This is a genomic window from Segatella copri (assembly GCF_026015625.1).
Classification (GTDB): Bacteria; Bacteroidota; Bacteroidia; order Bacteroidales; family Bacteroidaceae; genus Prevotella; species Prevotella copri_H.
Genome location: NZ_JAPDVG010000001.1, coordinates 2,811,638 through 2,828,664 on the forward strand (window position 1 = coordinate 2,811,638; position 17,027 = coordinate 2,828,664).

10 protein-coding genes are annotated in these 17,027 nt (G+C 48.3%); 3 read left to right on the forward strand and 7 right to left on the reverse strand.

The window, feature by feature from the left end; translation table 11 throughout:
* Positions 1 to 2: 2 nt before the first annotated feature.
* Entirely contained in the window at positions 3 to 2,972 is a 2,970-nt protein-coding gene (locus tag ONT19_RS11765) for a T9SS type A sorting domain-containing protein (protein WP_264952039.1), read from the reverse strand.
* 904 nt (positions 2,973 to 3,876) lie between these two features.
* Between ONT19_RS11765 and ONT19_RS11770 the strand changes: the two genes are divergently transcribed.
* The gene (locus tag ONT19_RS11770; RefSeq protein ID WP_118200958.1) at positions 3,877 to 5,175 is read left to right on the forward strand and encodes a hypothetical protein; all 1,299 of its coding nucleotides are present in this window, start codon (positions 3,877 to 3,879) and stop codon (positions 5,173 to 5,175) included.
* Between the two features lie 292 nt (positions 5,176 to 5,467).
* Here the strand turns inward: ONT19_RS11770 and ONT19_RS11775 are convergent, their stop codons facing one another.
* Positions 5,468 to 7,429: an LTA synthase family protein gene (locus ONT19_RS11775; RefSeq protein WP_264952040.1), complete on the reverse strand. Its 1,962-nt coding sequence runs from the start codon at positions 7,427 to 7,429 to the stop codon at positions 5,468 to 5,470.
* 141 nt (positions 7,430 to 7,570) lie between these two features.
* On the opposite strand from ONT19_RS11775, the gene ONT19_RS11780 reads away from it, so the two are divergent.
* Positions 7,571 to 9,277 carry an ArnT family glycosyltransferase gene (locus ONT19_RS11780; protein WP_264952041.1) on the forward strand — a complete coding sequence of 569 codons (1,707 nt, stop codon included), beginning with the start codon at positions 7,571 to 7,573 and terminating at the stop codon, positions 9,275 to 9,277.
* A 114-nt stretch (positions 9,278 to 9,391) separates the two neighbouring features.
* On the opposite strand, the gene ONT19_RS11785 is transcribed toward ONT19_RS11780, so the two are convergent.
* Together ONT19_RS11785 and ONT19_RS11790 are read right to left on the reverse strand one after the other, a co-directional pair.
* Positions 9,392 to 10,321 (reverse strand): glycosyltransferase family 2 protein, encoded by a 930-nt coding sequence (locus ONT19_RS11785; protein ID WP_153080140.1) that lies wholly within the window; start codon positions 10,319 to 10,321, stop codon positions 9,392 to 9,394.
* A 116-nt stretch (positions 10,322 to 10,437) separates the two neighbouring features.
* Positions 10,438 to 12,555 (reverse strand): helix-hairpin-helix domain-containing protein, encoded by a 2,118-nt coding sequence (locus tag ONT19_RS11790; RefSeq protein ID WP_264952042.1) that lies wholly within the window; start codon positions 12,553 to 12,555, stop codon positions 10,438 to 10,440.
* A 191-nt stretch (positions 12,556 to 12,746) separates the two neighbouring features.
* Here ONT19_RS11790 and ONT19_RS11795 point away from each other — a divergent pair, with 191 nt between their 5' ends.
* A complete protein-coding gene (locus ONT19_RS11795) occupies positions 12,747 to 13,385 on the forward strand; it encodes a DUF4294 domain-containing protein (protein ID WP_153073624.1) in 639 nt (212 codons plus the stop codon).
* A 287-nt stretch (positions 13,386 to 13,672) separates the two neighbouring features.
* On the opposite strand, the gene ONT19_RS11800 is transcribed toward ONT19_RS11795, so the two are convergent.
* From ONT19_RS11800 to ONT19_RS11810, 3 genes are all read right to left on the reverse strand, one after another.
* Complete coding sequence (locus ONT19_RS11800) at positions 13,673 to 14,701, reverse strand: M28 family peptidase (protein WP_153073623.1); 1,029 nt, start codon at positions 14,699 to 14,701, stop codon at positions 13,673 to 13,675.
* Between the two features lie 4 nt (positions 14,702 to 14,705).
* Complete coding sequence (locus ONT19_RS11805; RefSeq protein WP_264952043.1) at positions 14,706 to 16,454, reverse strand: membrane dipeptidase; 1,749 nt, start codon at positions 16,452 to 16,454, stop codon at positions 14,706 to 14,708.
* Positions 16,455 to 16,522: 68 nt separating this feature from the next.
* A complete protein-coding gene (locus ONT19_RS11810) occupies positions 16,523 to 16,990 on the reverse strand; it encodes an Lrp/AsnC family transcriptional regulator (protein ID WP_006848151.1) in 468 nt (155 codons plus the stop codon).
* Positions 16,991 to 17,027 lie beyond the last annotated feature (37 nt).

Sequence of the window (17,027 nt, forward strand, 5' to 3'; positions counted from 1 at the left end):
AGTTACTTTACTGAGATTTTCCTTGTATGCTCCCCATTCTCGGAGATTGCCTTCACGACATACACACCCGATGCGGGAACCTTGAAGTCGGCCTGCTTGACGCTTTCGCCTGTCATTTGGCGTGACACTACCAGTTTGCCTGATACGTCAAACACCATCAATGTGGCTGCAGAAGGCTTGTCCTGTGTGAGTTTAGCCTCGTAGATGCCTGTCGTAGAACCGTTGCCATTGACAGTGAAATTCTCGTCTTCTCCAGAAATGAAGGAGTTGTCAGCCTGTCTGTCCGAGCTGCCCACATGGTTCTCCCTTGCCTGTGTTCCGTTAGGCATACTTGCATCACACTCGCTGCCGACATAGACGGTCATCGTTGTCGTACACTTCTTGGGTGTTTCTATCTGCACGTTGCCCCTTGTGGTGAATGAGGTTACAGGCGTACCGTTTACGGTAAGATCTGTGATATGTGTCTCGCCCTTTCCGTACTTGATGCAGAACCGCCATGCACGAAGTGACCAGACATGTTCATGATGCACGGTCTGTCCGTTCAACTTGTATGTGACCTGCATATTGCGGACTGTAACACTGAGCACATCGCCCGGCTTGATGGTGACATATTTGGTTAGGCTTGTATATCCACCGGTTATGATATGCGCCTTGTCGCCCCGCACGTCGAAGCCATATTGGGTGATCTCGTCCGTGAGGCTTGGCTCCAATCCCACACGGTAGTTTGATTTTGTATCGTTCACCGTCCATGAGATGTCGCCAGACAGATAGGTCCTGGTGTCATGTGAGTATGAGGTGTAGAGAGCATTGCCAGTGGCATAAATCTCGTTGCCTCCACCTTGTGATACGGACAGCGCATAGGTGCCGGGGGCAAGATTCGTGATTCTATGCGTGTCACCGAAGAATGTTCCTCTGGCAATGGTTTCTCCTTTTACTTTTCCTGCAACGGTGTCAACGCTGAGCACATAGGAATAGACTGGTGTACCGATGTTGATGCCGATGTCGATATACCCGTCATTGCGTGGAACTCCATTCTCGCAACTTGACGGCGTAGGAGTGGCATCATAGGAAATGCCGTCATAATAGGCGAATGTGAACACATCGCTTCCGCTTCCGTCTGCATCCCATAGGATATTGCGGAATATGGTCTTGCCCCTTGTCATATCAGGCTTGGAGCATCTTATGTTGCTATTGCTGTTGATGTCGAAATCACCTTCACCGCTTGGGTCTATGAGCATGACGGTACGCTTGCGGCAATAGTTAGAGAATTCCTTGTTTGGCGTGAGGTCATAGCTCAACTCTGCCATATAACCGACATCGTCAATACCTCCAGTCCTCAAACCTGTCAGATTCAATGCGGCTTCTGTTCCTTCCGTTCGGATAATGCCTACGCTGGTATCTGTTTCTGCCGCATCCGAAAGGGATATGGTTCTTGTGGCACTTCCTATTCCGTCAACACGCAGATAGATGTTTTTGCTTTCCTTGCGGATAGAGATGTCCGTTCCATCAACATCCGTGGCAATGTACGAATTTGATACAGTGCCATTGATGATTGGGTAAACAGTCCCTGCGTTGGAGATTCGGAAACCGTACTTGCAAGTATTACCGCTATTGCTTCCAAAGCCAACGTCAAAAGTCGGGTGACTTGTAGGACAGGTAAACTCCAATGCGCCGCCACCCTCAACAAAGGCAGGAGTAATGGCATAAGCCCCAGAAGCGGCTTCCTCTTGAATGATGTTGTCGGTAAAGCCATTCCTCGAAACCTCAAATCCTTGTGCAGTCCATCTTGTCATTGTACTGTCAGACGTTGACGGCACATTGGTCTTGACCATCCATGTACGTTTCATGATGTGCCACAGGGAATCTGTCGGGGATGTGTAGGTTGCAAGTGACGCATCATCATCACCCCAAAATGTATATCCCTTGTCTGGCATCGGATTGCCGCTTTCACGTCCCATAACAAGCAGACGTGAGGCAGATGAAAGACTATAAGGGTTGGCATCATAATAGGTGTCATTGTCCTGCAATGCCGCATAAGTCGGACTTTCCTCATACGAGGTAGCGGAAAGCGGTTGTAAAAGACTTCCTGCTATATCGTTTCCAACGGCTGTCACACGATGATGATAGGCTTGGTTCTCCGCCAAGTCCCAAATCAAGTTTCCTTCGCTGTCAAGATATGAGCCTTTGAGGGTGATGCCATACTTCACTGCCAAGTAACTTTCCACCTTCCTGCGCTCGTCAGGTGTCAGCATCCTGCTGAAAACAATAAGCTCAGGGGCATATCCCCGGATGGAAGCATTACCGAAGAGCGAGGTCGGGAAATCCGTACCGAAACTGCCAGAGGTGGAAGGGGTTCCGATGAATAATGTGGTGTTGGAGTTGTCTCCCCACAATGTTGTTGAAGGATTGCTTACCTTGAAGTAGGACACAACGCGCAGGGCGCTTTCCTTAAAACCGTTCTCGGACAAAGAATCACTTGATTGATAAAGCAGGTCTTCACCCGATGCTGAACCATAGTCCAGTGGTTCAACACCTCTACCCCTTACGGCTTTGTCCTTGCTCAGAATGGCTCCGTCACCCTTGCGGCCGTCAAGAGCATAGACAACCATATCCTTGCCGATGGTTGCCATTTCGGGGGCAAAGACACCAATGACGGTAGCCTGCGAGAGGTTGCCGTGTTTGAGTTTGGCACTCAGACTACGGAATCCGTCTGCGAGCCAGAGACTCGGATTGAAGTTGAAGTAATGGACTGAACTGTTCGGAAGAGTAAGTTCAGACTTGACGCCACGGCTGTCCAATAGCATCAGCCGTATGGAATCCCCAGAGAAATCCTGCCAACGGTAATAACCTTGCAGGTCTGAGTTCAATGGCGCAGTCTTGAACCACAGTTCGCTTCCGCTGACTCCTCCGGGCGTTTGCGCGAAACTGCCGAGAGCGAAGCCTAACAGTAACAAAGAAGTAAACTTTCTCATGCGCTGTCAATTTGGAGTGTTTGAAAAATATAGAAACGTATGCCTCTGCCGCGCAGGGAGAGACCAGTGAGAGAGAACGGACTGTTACTACGGAGAAGAATTGTGATATAGGCTTGCTCCGTAAAGTCCTGTTGTCACGTGGCAGGCCAATAGGCTTTACCACCAAACTAATGCTGCAAATATACAAAAATAATCTTAATAAACGGATATAATCTTTAAGAAATTTGCAGATTTGGTGTTTTTTTCTTATGATTTCGGTCAATTTTGCAGAAATCTTTTACATCTGTTGTATGTACTGGAGTTAGTTTGGCAAAAAATCACAAATGGTCACGGCTTCACTTTCTTATATAAGAATGTAAATCATGGTTTGAAACTGTACACACTCGGAGTACAAACGAAAACAATATATGCTTGTGTCGGAAAGGTATATATGAGCTGATGGTAGAGTCGTCATCAACAACAATGGCCCTGATTTGATAAACTCAGCAGGAATACTTGCTATTCATTTTTTATGATGGGGTTATGTTCACAAGTTTGAGATTTCATGTAAAAAAGTCCTAATTTCTATGTTTCTCTTCTTGCAAATTATGGGATATTAAGAAAAATATCGTATCTTTGTCCCCGAATTGAGGCGTTCTTTGCATATTGCAAAATACAGAAACGAGCAGAAGTCCGCTCGTTTCCATATTGTTACCTATATAATATAGGCAAACGCCCAACTTCTTGATTTTCAATCAAAGTCCAATTTAGAGCGAGTTAGATTTTTTAACACAATTTGCTCCAAATGCCTGCTGAATTTCGGGCCTTATCACACGCTCAAATTTGGCGGTTACAGAAGATAGTCGTATTTTTGCCCCCGTTTACCGGATATTCCGACAAGCTAACTTTTAAACATTAAATAATTATGGAGAATGAAAATTTAAGAAACATAGAGAACCTTTTAGCCGCTAAGGCAAGTACACAGCCTCTTTACGAATTCCCAGTAGACCAGCTTCCACTCGGACTCCGCGACTCGCTCTCTGGCGTAGCCGCAGAGGCACGCGTGCCTGCCCTCTTCTCAGCCCTCCCTATTGCCGCAACCTACGCAGACCGTCTGAAGGCGAAGTATTGCGACGGCAGCGATACTCCGATGGCACTCATGTCTATCATCATCGGCGAGCAGGCATCGGGTAAGGGCGTATGCCGCCGCATCGAGAACATCTGGGCGAAGAAGATGGATAAGGACGATGAGAAACCTCGTGAGGATGAAGCCTGGTACCAGCAGCACAAGGGCAAGAAGGGTGTAGTGGATCCAAAACCTTGCATCCGTCACATTGGCGATACAATCTCGAAGTCGGCTCTGATGCGTCGTCAGCTCTGTGCTGACGGCCACACCATGTATATGTTCAGCGAGGAGCTCGGTTCGATGAAGAGCGTATGGAAGGTGTTCGGCGACTACTTCCGTAAGGCGTTCGACCAGAGCGAGGTGGGTCAAGACTACATCACAGCCACCAGCGGCGTAACCCACGCCCAGCTCAACTTCTCCGGCTGCTGCACCCAGAACATCTTCCAGAAGTTCTTCACCGATGATAACATCGAGGACGGATCTTCTTCAAGAATGATGCTCGCCAAGATGCCCGATACCTCCTTCGCACCCCTCAGTCAGCACCACGGCTACACCAAAGAGGAGCAGGCCAACATCCTCAAGGCAGTAACTCTCCTTGAACGTAGTCACGGCGTGATGGAGCTGCCCCGTATGTGCAAGGAGTTCTGCCAGTGGCTCGAAGCGAAGAGACAGCTCGCCCTGGCGAATGCCGACCGTGTGATGGATGTATATCGTCGCCGTTCCGCCGTCATCGGCTTCCGTTGTGGCGTCATCTTCCACATCCTGGAACAGACCGGAGAGGAGACAGATGCCTGCATCCGTTTTGCCAAGGCTGTGGCCGACTACGTGCTCGCCATGCAGATGGAGATGTTTGGCTTGCGTCTCGACAAGCAGCAGCAGGACAACGAGGCTATCCCAGTCTATAAGTCTCGAAACACCCTGCTCTTCGCCCAGCTCCCGGAGCAGTTCACCCTCTTCGATGCCAGCCGTGAGCGTGGCGACGGAGCCAGCCGTGAAACCATCCGTAAGATGATAAGCCGTTGGACCAAGCGTGGTCTCTGCAAGAAGCTGAAAGGTGGCGACACCGAGATCTGGCAGAAGCTTACCCTCTCGGCATAAAGCATCTTGAATCTCCTGAAACAATTAATCCCCCATCACGCAGCCATAGCGTGGTGGGGGATTACTATTTCTGCTAATATCGTATTTAATTGCTGATGGCAACCGATACAATAGAAATAAAAGAATATTACAATATCAAAAAAATATACCCTAGGGTATAATACCTTTGGGTATAATTTTATAACTTCATAGAGAATCAGCACATTAAGCCTCAAATCAATATACCTTCCATATATAATTCGATCGTCAAGAACCAAGAACAGAAGACGAAAGAAATCTGACAAGCCCTATTTTATTGCTGATGTCGCTCGATATATTCAGCAGCCTGGATATTCGAGAACACATAGTTCTTCAAATCCTGGAACTTAGACTCCTGCTTGGTTTCCTTCAGATTGCCATTCGGCAACACATCATAGCAGAAACTGCGGTTCATCGACGGATTATAGACGAAGCAACGCTGATGGTCTCTTGCCACAATCTGGTTATCTGCCGAATAGAATACCATCGGGCGCTGCAGCTTCAGCAGATCCACGCCGAAGCCCTCGTACTCATAATTCAGATTCATCAAGCCGAAAAGCGTAGGCATCACATCCACCTGCATGCCCAAGCCCGCATACTGCTGCTGCGGAACACCAGGACCAAAGATGATGAGCGGAATATGGTTGTAAGACTGAGGCAACTCGCCCTCGCTCTTACCCACCAGCTTGCCATGGTCTGCCTGAATCACGAATATCGTGTTCTTATACCAAGGCTCCCGGCTTGCCTTCTTCAGAAAGTCGCCTATCGCCCAGTCGGCATACTCCACAATCTGTGTTTCCTTCTCCTTGGTCTTCGGCTTGAAGAAATCAGGAATGATATATGGCGGATGATTGCTCACGGTGAAGATGGTAGCCATGAAAGGCTTGCCCGTCTTCGCCTTCTGGTTGATGGTGTTGAGGGCGTAGCCCATCTCGAAATGGTCGCTCACACCAAAACTGTTCACCACCTCGCTCTTAGGATAGTTCTCCTGAGAGAAGATGTCATCGTAGCCATTGGTCTGGAAGAAAGCCTTCATGTTGTCATACTGTGCCTCGTGGGTCATGAAGAACATGTTCTCGTAGCCATACTTCTTCAACACCGTGGCGATACCCTTGCGGCGTGGAGTTACCGTTCCCTTCATCAGGTTTCGGAACATGAGAGCAGGGAAGCTGTAGAGCGTAGCCGTCATGCCATGGTTGGTATGGATGCCGGCACTATAAAAGTGGGTGAACGCCAGGGAATGATGATAGAGCGAATCGAGCGTTGGGGTGAGCGGCTGCTGATTGCCGAATGTTCCCAACAGGTTTGCCGACATCGACTCCATCAGTATCACCACCACGTTAGGATGATTCTTCTTCGCAGGAGATTGCCCCATCTTCATCATCAGGGAATCGTTCACCACCTCACGCTTCAGAATATTCGTGCTATCCACCTTTCCCGTGATACCCAGCCACTGGCGGGTATTCGTGATAGCCTCAGCGTATGGCATGAGATGCAACTCCTTGTTCTCCTTGCGCATATCGTCGAGCGCCGAAGTAAGGAGATTGAATGCCGGATTGATGCCGAGCTGGTTGAGAAAAGAATCCTCGCAATAGTAAGCCTGGCTCACCTTGATAGGGTTATAGCCCATTCTGCCACGGATGCCGAAGAGACAGGCACCTATCATCACAGCAGAAATAAGGAAACGGCTGACTACCTGCACCAGGTGCATATTGTCCTTAGGCAGAAGGAAGAGCCCCTCGAAGTAGCGGCGCAGACGGACGAGCGCATAGATAAACGCCCCCGTAAACACGAAATAGAGGGCGATATAGAGCCAGTAGGAAGACTCCTGCAAGAGCATACCCGATGTGGTGGCAACATAGCCGAACCACCCGAATATGCTGGAATTGATGTTCTTGAAGAAATACTGGAAATAAGGGGTATTGGCTGCCGAAGGCATGAAGGCGATGGCAAACCATGCCGCATACCAGATGTTGATGCCACGCAGCAAACGGCGATGACACCACCCCAGGCTAGCTGCTATCAGGAGCACAGCCACAGGCAATACCGAAATATAACAAGCTATGACATTGTCAAACCATACACCCTTGACAAACGCCATTACCCTACTTGCCTCTGCATCTACAATCATGCCATGCAGGGCGATGAATTCTACCAATCTGAACAGAGTCATCACCAGCAATGCCAATACATGCACCGAAAGGAGATACCCAAAAGCCTTAAAATATCGTTTCATTTTTATTCTACTTTAGAAATCGGGTGCAAAGTTAATAATTATATCCTAATAAAAGCAAAATTTCTAGCCTTATTCTGTCTATAAACAAATAATTATATGTAACTTTGCAGCCAAAATAACAAAACAAGACTTCGATAAGACATGAACATCAAGTACAACAAAGCCCTATGGCTCATCATTATCCTGGCTATCGTGATGATGATTCCATTCCTCGGACTCACAAATTTCAATACCAAGGGAGAGCCGCGCGAAGCGGTGGTTGCCTACACCATGCTGGAACATGGCAACTGGATTCTGCCTATCAACAACGGAGGTGATATCCCTTACAAACCGCCATTCTTCCACTGGTGCATCGCCTTCTTCAGCCTCTTCATCGGCCATGTGAATGAGTACACCTCACGTCTTCCATCCGCCGTATCGCTGGTATTGATGACCATTGGCGGCTTCGTATTCTATGCCAAGCGCAAGAACGCCCCAACCAGTCTCATCGCAGCCATCCTCACGCTCACCGCCTTCGAGGTGCACCGTGCGGGTATGAACTGCCGTGTAGATATGGTGAACACCGCCTTTATGGTGGGAGCCATGTATCTGCTCTACCGCTGGTGGGAGAAAGGAAAGCACCAGTTGCCTTGGCTCGCTATCCTCTGCATGAGTGGCGCTACGCTTACCAAAGGTCCTGTGGGCATCATTCTGCCTTGCTTTGTGATGGGCGTATTCATGCTTACCCAACGTGAGAACTTCTGGGGCATCGTATGGCGCATGGCTCTAACCGCCCTGCTCTCGCTCGTTATTCCTTTCTGCTGGTATTATGCAGCCTATCTGCAAGGCGGCGATGAGTTTCTGCGCCTGGTGAAGGAAGAGAACATCGACCGATTCATGGGCAAGATGGCATACGAATCGCACGAGAACCCAGCGTGGTACAACCTTCTCACGCTCATCACGGGCTGGTTGCCTTACACCTTATTATTATTGTTCTCGCTCTTCATTCTGCCATGGAAGAAGTTCTCGAAGACCCGTTTCCTTGAGAATGCGAAGAAGGCTACTCCGCTGCAGGTGTTCACCTGGCTCGCCTTCCTCCTGGTACTCTTCTTCTACTGCATCCCAAAGAGCAAGCGCAGCGTTTATCTGCTGCCATGCTATCCGTTCATGGCCTATCTCATCGCCGAATACATCGTTTGGATGATGAAGGAGAAGATGGGAGCCTTGAAGGTTTATGCCGGGGCGATTGCTTCGATAACCCTGATTCTCAATATCGCCCTGCTGGTGGTAAAAAAAGGATGGGTGCCAGAAAGCATCTTCCACGGCAAGCATGCCATAGACAATATCGCCATGCTCCATGCGCTCGAAAACAACGATTTGCTCATCCCATGCAGCATCTTTATGGTTATCACTTTGGGGGGAGTTTACCTCATCTTCCGAGCACTCAAGAAGAAGAATCCAGGCAATATTGTTTCATATACCCTTGCCACCATCGTGGGTCTCTTCCTGATGCTCGACTCCAGTCTGCAGCCACCTGTGCTCAACACGAAGACCGATAAGCATCTGGCGCCAGTTATCGAGAAGAAGTTTGATACCAGCAAACTCTATTCTTATATGTCGGTAGATATGCTGCATTTCTTCAGCCTCAACTTCTATCTGGGCGATAAGATCCAGCAGTTTGACAAGGTATTGCCACAGGATGGCGTGCTGATAATTCCGGAAGAAGACATGCCTGATTTCCTTGAGAAATTCGGCAAGGACTATACCTTCCAGAAGGTTTGGGAAGTAAGAAAGACGGTAGAATGGCACAACAAGGTAGGTTTCTACCGATTCGTGAAGACTAGTGCCAATATTGCACTTAACAAATGAGTAGTGATTAATTATTAGTGATTAGATACAAAAATAGCATCGGGATTATAAGTACCGATGCTATTTTTGTATCTATCAAATTGATATTCTTCTTATTTTCTTTCTTCGATAAGATTATACTCTTTCTTCGATGAAGTATCGTGGGCGACGTTTCACCTCGGTATAAATCTTGCCGATATAAACACCCGTGATGCCTACACCCGTGGTGATGATGCCTCCGATAAACCACATGGAAACAAGCATAGAGGTCCAGCCCTGAATGGTCTTGCCCTGGAAATATTCTACCAAGGCAAAGATAATCATGATGATTGCTACTAAAGTCATCGCCAGACCCAGGAAGGTGATAAACTTCAATGGTGCCACGGAGAACGAAGTGATGCCATCTATACTGAAACTCAGCATCTTGGTAAACGGATACTTACTCTCACCCGCCTCACGAGCCTTGCGGTCGTAATAGACGAACCCCTCTCGAAAACCCAACTGGCGGACGATGGCTCTGAGGAAAAGATTGCGCTCAGGATACTGCATCAGCGCCTTTAGGGTGCGGTTGGTCATCATGCGGAAATCGGCATGATTGTAAACCGTCTCCTTATCCACACTCTGCATCAGTTTATAGAAAGCCTGGGCGGTAAAGCGCTTGAAGAAGGTATCGGTCTTGCGCTCCTTGCGCACACCATAGATGATATCCTTGCCTTCCTGCACCTGGCGCACCATATCCACGATAACATTCTCATCGTCCTGCAGGTCGGCATCGATACTTACCATCGCATCACAATGGTCTACCGCAGCTTCCATACCTGCCCAAAGCGCATTCTGATGGCCCCGGTTATGCGACAGTTTGATGCCATGCACATACCCATGCTCCTTGGCAGCATCCGAAATCATCTGCCAAGTATGGTCACGACTGCCATCGTCGACAAGCAGCAGTTCTGTGTCGGCATCAGTCTCTTTCTTAATTTTTCTGATCAATGCCCCCAGCACATCTAAGGTCTTAGGCAGCACTTCTTCCTCGTTATAACAAGGGATAACTATCAATATCTTCATTTATAAGCCAGTATTTATTCAAGATGCAAAAGTAACTCATTTTTTCTATTTAAACAAGAAAAACGGTTAATATTTTTTATTCTTGATATATTTTTCCCGTTTTTCTCCATTCTTTCTTACCATTTCCACTTTACCTGTATCTCCAGATCGGATTGTGAAGAGCGGGAGATTTCCTGCAAACCAGAAGAGATGTGAGAGCGGTCGAAATAATCGGTTGTACCCAATTTGGCGATAAGCAGCAGATGGGAACCTATCTCTGAGCGTGCCACCAAGGCGTAACGGATGCCCTCGCCGTAGTAGCTGCCGAAACTCATCTGATAGAGCAGACCAGGCTCATAAGCGTAGATACGGGAGGCGAAATCGGAAGTATGAAAATAGCCCAGGCAGCCTCTCAACGTTCCTTTCAACTGCTTCTTCCATTTCCATTCCCATCCTATATGCTCGCTCACCATATAGCCTTTACTAAGCTCATCGCCCTCATTCTTCATCGTGCTTTCCGCCTGGCTCATCGTATAGTCTAAACTGGTTTTGGCGCTCCATCGTTTTTGGACTATTGTGGCATAGAGGCGCAGACGGCCGGTCGTGGTTCCCGCCTTATCCTTATAACGGAACCTTCCTCCTACCGTCAGGACTCTGGAGGGCTGGAAGAGAATATTCACCAGATTATCCCAACTCTGAGTGCTCTCCCTGGTCTGATACTTAGGCCAGGCGAAATAGGCGAAATCGCTATAGGCTGTGATGCTCCAATGATGGGCAGGAATCCAGGTAAAGCCCAGATATACGCCGTTTTCATCCTGCACATCGCTCCCCTCGGAAAAGCTGTTGCTGAAGAGAGAATAGTAACGGGCAGAATAGTACCTGTGAAGAGCCATGAGCGTGAAATGGTCGGAACAGAGATAGGAGGCTGCATTGAGCGTGGCTATGGAACCGCAATCGCCAGTTGCCGTCTCGCCGGAGAGGGTGAGGCGATGGGAGATATAACCATAGCTGATACTGGCATTCCAAAAGGCATTCCCCTCTGGAGCAAAACGCTTGTAAAGCTGGCTTTTATTGGGCGTGAGCGGAAGGGAAAAAGAGGTATAAAAGGCTGTACCTCCGATGTGCCAGCCCTGATGCCGGTAACTGATGTTGCCTCCCACAAGTGTATTGGATGCTACCTTCTGTTTAGCAATCTCATTCACCGTGCGATGCAAACCGGTCTTCAGGATGGTCTTGATGCCCCCGCCGTCAGCAGAAAGCGTAGCATCTATCTGGCGATAAGAAAGAAAACCAGTCAGTTCGAGGCCCTTTAATAAGGTATAGGTGGCGGCGGCGCCTTGCAGATAATTGGCTGAAGAACGGGAAGAATGACCGCGGATGATGCAGGAAGATGATCTGCCCAAGGAGGTTAAGGCTGAGAGTTTGCCGAAGCCGAAATCATTATTGAGTATCAGTCCCAATCCTGCGTTCAGTCTGTATCTGCCCAGGGTGATATTCTTCCATCTGCCCAGGTTCTTTACCTGAAGATAGAAGGAATAGAAGTCGTAACCCATCGTGTTCCTGCCTCCGAAGAATGGTTCACCGGCATCCTGAGAAGCTACGAATCCCAGTTTGACGGAATTGCCGTAGCGAAACTGGTAGCGCAGTCCGTGCTTGTAAGGATAACCTAGATAGCCGTCGGTTCCGCTCGCATCGCCCTTGCGCTCATAAAAAGGAACCTTCAACATGCCCATCACTTCGTGCTTGCCATACTGGGCGATGGTTTTAAGACTGGGAAAAGCCGGCTTGCTCCCGTCATCGGCCACATAAAAGAAACAACTCATCAGCTGGCGCTGATACCAGCCGATGCTGCTTATCAGGGTAAGCTCGCTCATACTCTTCAGCTGTCCATAGCGGTAGATATAGAACAGGATGTCTTCTACCTGCGATGCAGTAAGAAACGGCATGCGCTCCAGTTCTTCTCTCGTTGCCGTATTCAGATTGACGGGATGCTGCGCCATCTCCTCCAAATCTTCTTCATAGTCCTGCCAGGCTACATGCTCGAAATCTTCGGATGAAGAAAGGTCGGACAGCAGTTGCTGCCAGAGTGGCGAAGCGGAAAGAGAATCTTCGGGCACGGCGCCCTGTTCTGAAAGAGAGGAATATTGGGCTTGAGCCCATGAGGCACAGAAGATTTGGGAGCTGCCTACGAGAAACAGTTTCAACAAGAGGGATGTTATGGAATGAGCATGCTTCATCTGCAGTAGGCACTTCATTTATTAAATTAAGACAAAGTTACTGCTAAAATCTGAAAAAGAGAAAGAAAAAGCCAAGAATCTTTCTCAAATTGAGAAATAATCTGTAATTTTGCGGCGTAATTAGTAACACAAAGGGGCTTACACCTCTTTATATATAGAAGAAGCTCCACGAAAAAAGGAGCTGGACAAAGAACTTTGAGGAGATTTACATGAAACAGAAAATATGCTTTTTACTGGCGATGCTCTTCTGCATCACCCTGCAAACCATGGCGCAGACCGATGACGACAACCCTGAAGACAGGGAGGTGGACATGGATGCTCCTACCTTTGAACCGATGGTGAAGGTAGGAAAAGTGCTCCTGGATCATGACAGCGTGCAATATGTTCAGGTGAACAACGTGTACGTTTATCCGCAGCCGGTATTCAAGAACGCCAAGGAACGAATGGCTTACAACCGTTTGGTATACAACATCAAGAAGGTGCTGCCGATAGCCAAAGAGGTAAGAAAGATTATCATCGAAACGGGTGATTATCTGGAAACGCTGCCTAACAAGAAGGCAAAGGATGCACACATGAAACTGGTGGAGAAAGGTATTAAACAGGAATATACCCCGAGAATGAAGAAACTCACCTATGCACAGGGTAAACTCTGCATCAAACTGGTGTATCGCGAATGCAATTCCTCATCCTATCACCTGATTCAAGCCTTTCTGGGTCCTATCCGTGCCGGATTCTATCAGGCATTTGCAAGCCTCTTCGGTGCCAGCCTCAACAAGAAGTACGACCCGAACGGCGTTGACAGATTAACAGAAAGAGTGGTAAGACAGGTAGAATCGGGGCAGATTTAACCAGCTCATCTTATTCAGAAAGCCCATATACTTAGGTATAAAAGCATTTCCAGTCAATAGGAATTGCTTTTATACCTAAGTTTTTTTTGTTGATACAAGCAGAAGAAATCTCCGTTCATCGACGTTGAATGTCCGTTCAGCGTCGTTGAACGGCGGTTCATAGACGGTGAACGGCGGTTCAACGTCGATGAACGAAGATTTAAACAGACTGAAAAAAGAAATGTTCCTAAGAAAAGCAACAACTTTTCCTAGGAACATTTCCTTTTATATCCGAATGGGATGCCGACCTATTCCTCAGTATAAAGCACCTGAATCACGGTTTGGCCAACTGCCTTAAGCACATTCTTATCCAAATGAGCCATATCATCGCTCACGGTGTGCCAGGTAGGACCGAAACTGCTCTGCTGACAGTCCGGATAATAAGCAATCACATCTACAGTAGGAATCTTAGCCTTCTCGTTGACCGGAATATGATCATCAGTAATCATTCCGCCATCGCTCTTAGGGAAGTAAGAGCCGAAACCAGCCTGACGGGCTGCAGCCCAAACCTTCTTCACGATGCCACCGGCATACTGCATAGACATGCCTTCACGATAGAACTTGGCTCCCTGTCCGCCCACCATATCGAGGAGGATTCCAAAACGTGGATTATATCCCTCAGGCTTGTTCTCGCTCCAATACTGGGCACCCAAAGCCCAAGTATCGCCATCGTCCTGAACATCAGCCCACTGAGGTGTTCCCCAATCTTCAGTATCGAAACATACGAAATCTACGCCGATGTTAGGATTCAGCTTCTTGTCTGCCTGCAGCTGGCGGGCAATCTCCAACATGACGGCTACTCCGCTGGCTCCATCGTTGGCACCCATTACAGGCTTGCGCCAGTTGGTGCTGTCGGGGTCGTTGTCAGCCCAAGGACGGCTGTCCCAATGGGCACAGAGCAAGATGCGGTTTTCAGCCTTCGGATTGTAATGGGCGATGATATTGGTATTCTTCAGGATGGTACCATCATAGCCCTTGAGGTCAGCCTTCTGGGTTTCTACCTCGCAACCAAACTGCTTGAACTTGCTCACAATCCATTCGCCACACTTGTCGTGCGCCTCGCTGTTCATGACGCGAGGACCGAAATCGCATTGTGCGGCACAATAAGCCAACGCCGAATCGGCATTAAAGGCAGGACCTACAGGATTCAGCTTCTCTGCTTCCTCTACTTCCTGGATTTCCGGCGACGTGGTGTTGGCATTCTTATAGCTGATAGCTCCAGCTACCACTCCGGCAGCAACTACCAAGCCTAAAATTATCTTCATTTTCTTCGTCATAACATTAATGTTTAAAGTTCTGTACCTGCGTCATCACTCTGAGCCAGTTGCCTCCCCAAATCTTGACAATATCCTGCTCGCTATATTTACGGCGCAACAGCTGGAGGGTGAAATTGATGAGTTCAGAAGAGTCGGCGAGACCTCTGATGCCGCCGTCTCCATCAAAGTCGGTACCCAGACCTACGTGGTCGATACCCATCACATCGATGGCATGCTCAAGATGGGCGATAGCGTCCATGATGTCGGCTTCACCCTCTTTACGCAGGAATCCGTGATAGAGCGTGGTATGAGCCACACCGCCCTTTGCTGCGAGGGCACGCATCTGGTCATCGGTCAGATTACGAGGCACATCGCAGAGCGCACGGCTGCTGCTATGGCTGCAGACAATAGGAGTCTGGCTGATATCAAGTGCATCGTAGAAACTCTTCTCGCCACCATGACTCAAATCTACCATGATGCCCAGGCGGTTCATCTCCTGAATCACCTTCTCGCCAAAACTGCTCACACCATTATGGGTATTGCAGCCGCGGGCACTATCGCAGATATCATTATCACCATTATGGCAGAGCGTGATATAAACGATGCCACGCTGGGCGAAATGCTTCACGTTACTGATATCGTGCTCCAAGGCGAGACCGTTCTCGATACCGAGCATGATGCTCTTTCTGCCCTTCCGCTTATCGCTATAAAGATCGGCAGGAGTACGGGCTATGCTGAGATACTGACTGTTCTTGCTCACAATCTCTTCTATCTTGTCGAAGATGAGGTCGGCATACTGCGCAGGTCCCTTTACATCGAAAGCCACCTTGCTGCTGAAGCTCTCGCCTATCTGAGGCTGTGGCAGGTAAGCCACCATCGTGGTAGCATCCTGATGACCGTCGGTCATCTTATGGAGATCAACCAGAATGCGGGAATCGCGATGATCAAACTTGATGCCCTGAGGGAAGAACATCGGAGTATCACAATGGGTATCGAGCGTAAGGATGCGCTTATGCAACTGCTTGGCTGCATAAAAGTTGTTAGCCTGATTAACCAGCCATTGGAAAATCTTCAATCCTTCTTCTTCCAGCCATTCCGGATGCCATTGCACACCGAGAATCTGCTTATACTCGCTACTCTCTACTGCCTCGATAATATGGTCAGAAGATTTGGCGATGGTGCGCAGATGCTTGCCTGGCTCGCTTACCGCCTGATGGTGGAACGAGTTGACAAAGATTTTCTCCTTATTATATATATTATATAAGGTGGAATCTTTCCTGATTTCTACGATGTGGGTTGGTTCAGTACGGTCGGCATCCTGGCTGTGTTTTACCAGTTGCTTGATATCCTGACACACCTTTCCACCCAGCGCAATGGCGAGGGTCTGGATGCCCCGGCAGATGCCAAGCATCGGAATCTGGCGGTTGAAAGCCAATCGGGTAATCATCAGTTCGGCAGCATCACGTTCCTGATTGATGTTGTGAAGACGGGGAGAAGGCTCTTCGCCCATCCACAGCGGATTATGGTCGCCGCCACCCGTCAGAATCAATCCGTCAAGATGCTCCAGGGTATTGACGATGACCTGAGCATCGGCAACAGGAGGAATAATGACCGGCGTACCGCCAGCCGCTATTACCTGCTTATAATAACGGTCGCGAAGCGTAGCATCAATACCTTCATAATTGGCAGTAAGGCCAATTACAGGCTGATGCTTCGCTTCGGGAAATCTAGAGTATGCATCCTGGAGATGCGACTCTAAGTCAAATGTTTCCATTTGTTTATCTTTCAAAAAATAATGATTCAAGATCTTCTAAAAATCGTACTCAGGTATGGAGACTCTTATTAATCTTCATCGAGAAGTACAGGAATCTCACGCTTGATGCTCTGCTCAAGAGAGATGAGCGTTTCGGTAGAAACCACACCAGGGATAGCCTGAAGCTTATTGTTGAGCAAATCCATGAGCTGCTCGTTGTCGCGGGCATAAAGCTTAATCAGCATGGTGTATGAACCGGTTGTAAAGTGGCACTCTACGATTTCAGGAATGTTCTGCAAGCGCTCTACCACCTTTTTATACATATTACCACGCTCCAAGTTCAAACCTACATAAGTGCAGGTAGAATAACCCAGGCTTTTAGGGTTTACATCAAAACCGCTACCGGTGATGAAACCATCCTCCATCAAGTGCTGAACACGCTGATGGATGGCAGCACGAGACACGCCACATTCTGCGGCTACGTCTTTGAAAGGAATACGGGCATTCTTAGAAAGGATGCCGAGAATCTTTCTGTCTAGATTGTCTATTTTCTCCATTTCGTTTTGTTTTATATTATTCTATTTATAAGGTACT

Excerpts from the sequence above, each read along its gene's own strand:
- ONT19_RS11780 (WP_264952041.1), top strand. The coding sequence starts at position 7,571 with ATGAACATCAAGTACAACAAAGCCCTATGGCTCATCATTATCCTGGCT.
- ONT19_RS11800 (WP_153073623.1), bottom strand. The coding sequence starts at position 14,701 with ATGACGAAGAAAATGAAGATAATTTTAGGCTTGGTAGTTGCTGCCGGA.
- ONT19_RS11790 (WP_264952042.1), bottom strand. The coding sequence starts at position 12,555 with ATGAAGTGCCTACTGCAGATGAAGCATGCTCATTCCATAACATCCCTC.
- ONT19_RS11805 (WP_264952043.1), bottom strand. The coding sequence starts at position 16,454 with ATGGAAACATTTGACTTAGAGTCGCATCTCCAGGATGCATACTCTAGA.
- ONT19_RS11765 (WP_264952039.1), bottom strand. The coding sequence starts at position 2,972 with ATGAGAAAGTTTACTTCTTTGTTACTGTTAGGCTTCGCTCTCGGCAGT.
- ONT19_RS11795 (WP_153073624.1), top strand. The coding sequence starts at position 12,747 with ATGAAACAGAAAATATGCTTTTTACTGGCGATGCTCTTCTGCATCACC.
- ONT19_RS11810 (WP_006848151.1), bottom strand. The coding sequence starts at position 16,990 with ATGGAGAAAATAGACAATCTAGACAGAAAGATTCTCGGCATCCTTTCT.
- ONT19_RS11775 (WP_264952040.1), bottom strand. The coding sequence starts at position 7,429 with ATGAAACGATATTTTAAGGCTTTTGGGTATCTCCTTTCGGTGCATGTA.
- ONT19_RS11770 (WP_118200958.1), top strand. The coding sequence starts at position 3,877 with ATGGAGAATGAAAATTTAAGAAACATAGAGAACCTTTTAGCCGCTAAG.
- ONT19_RS11785 (WP_153080140.1), bottom strand. The coding sequence starts at position 10,321 with ATGAAGATATTGATAGTTATCCCTTGTTATAACGAGGAAGAAGTGCTG.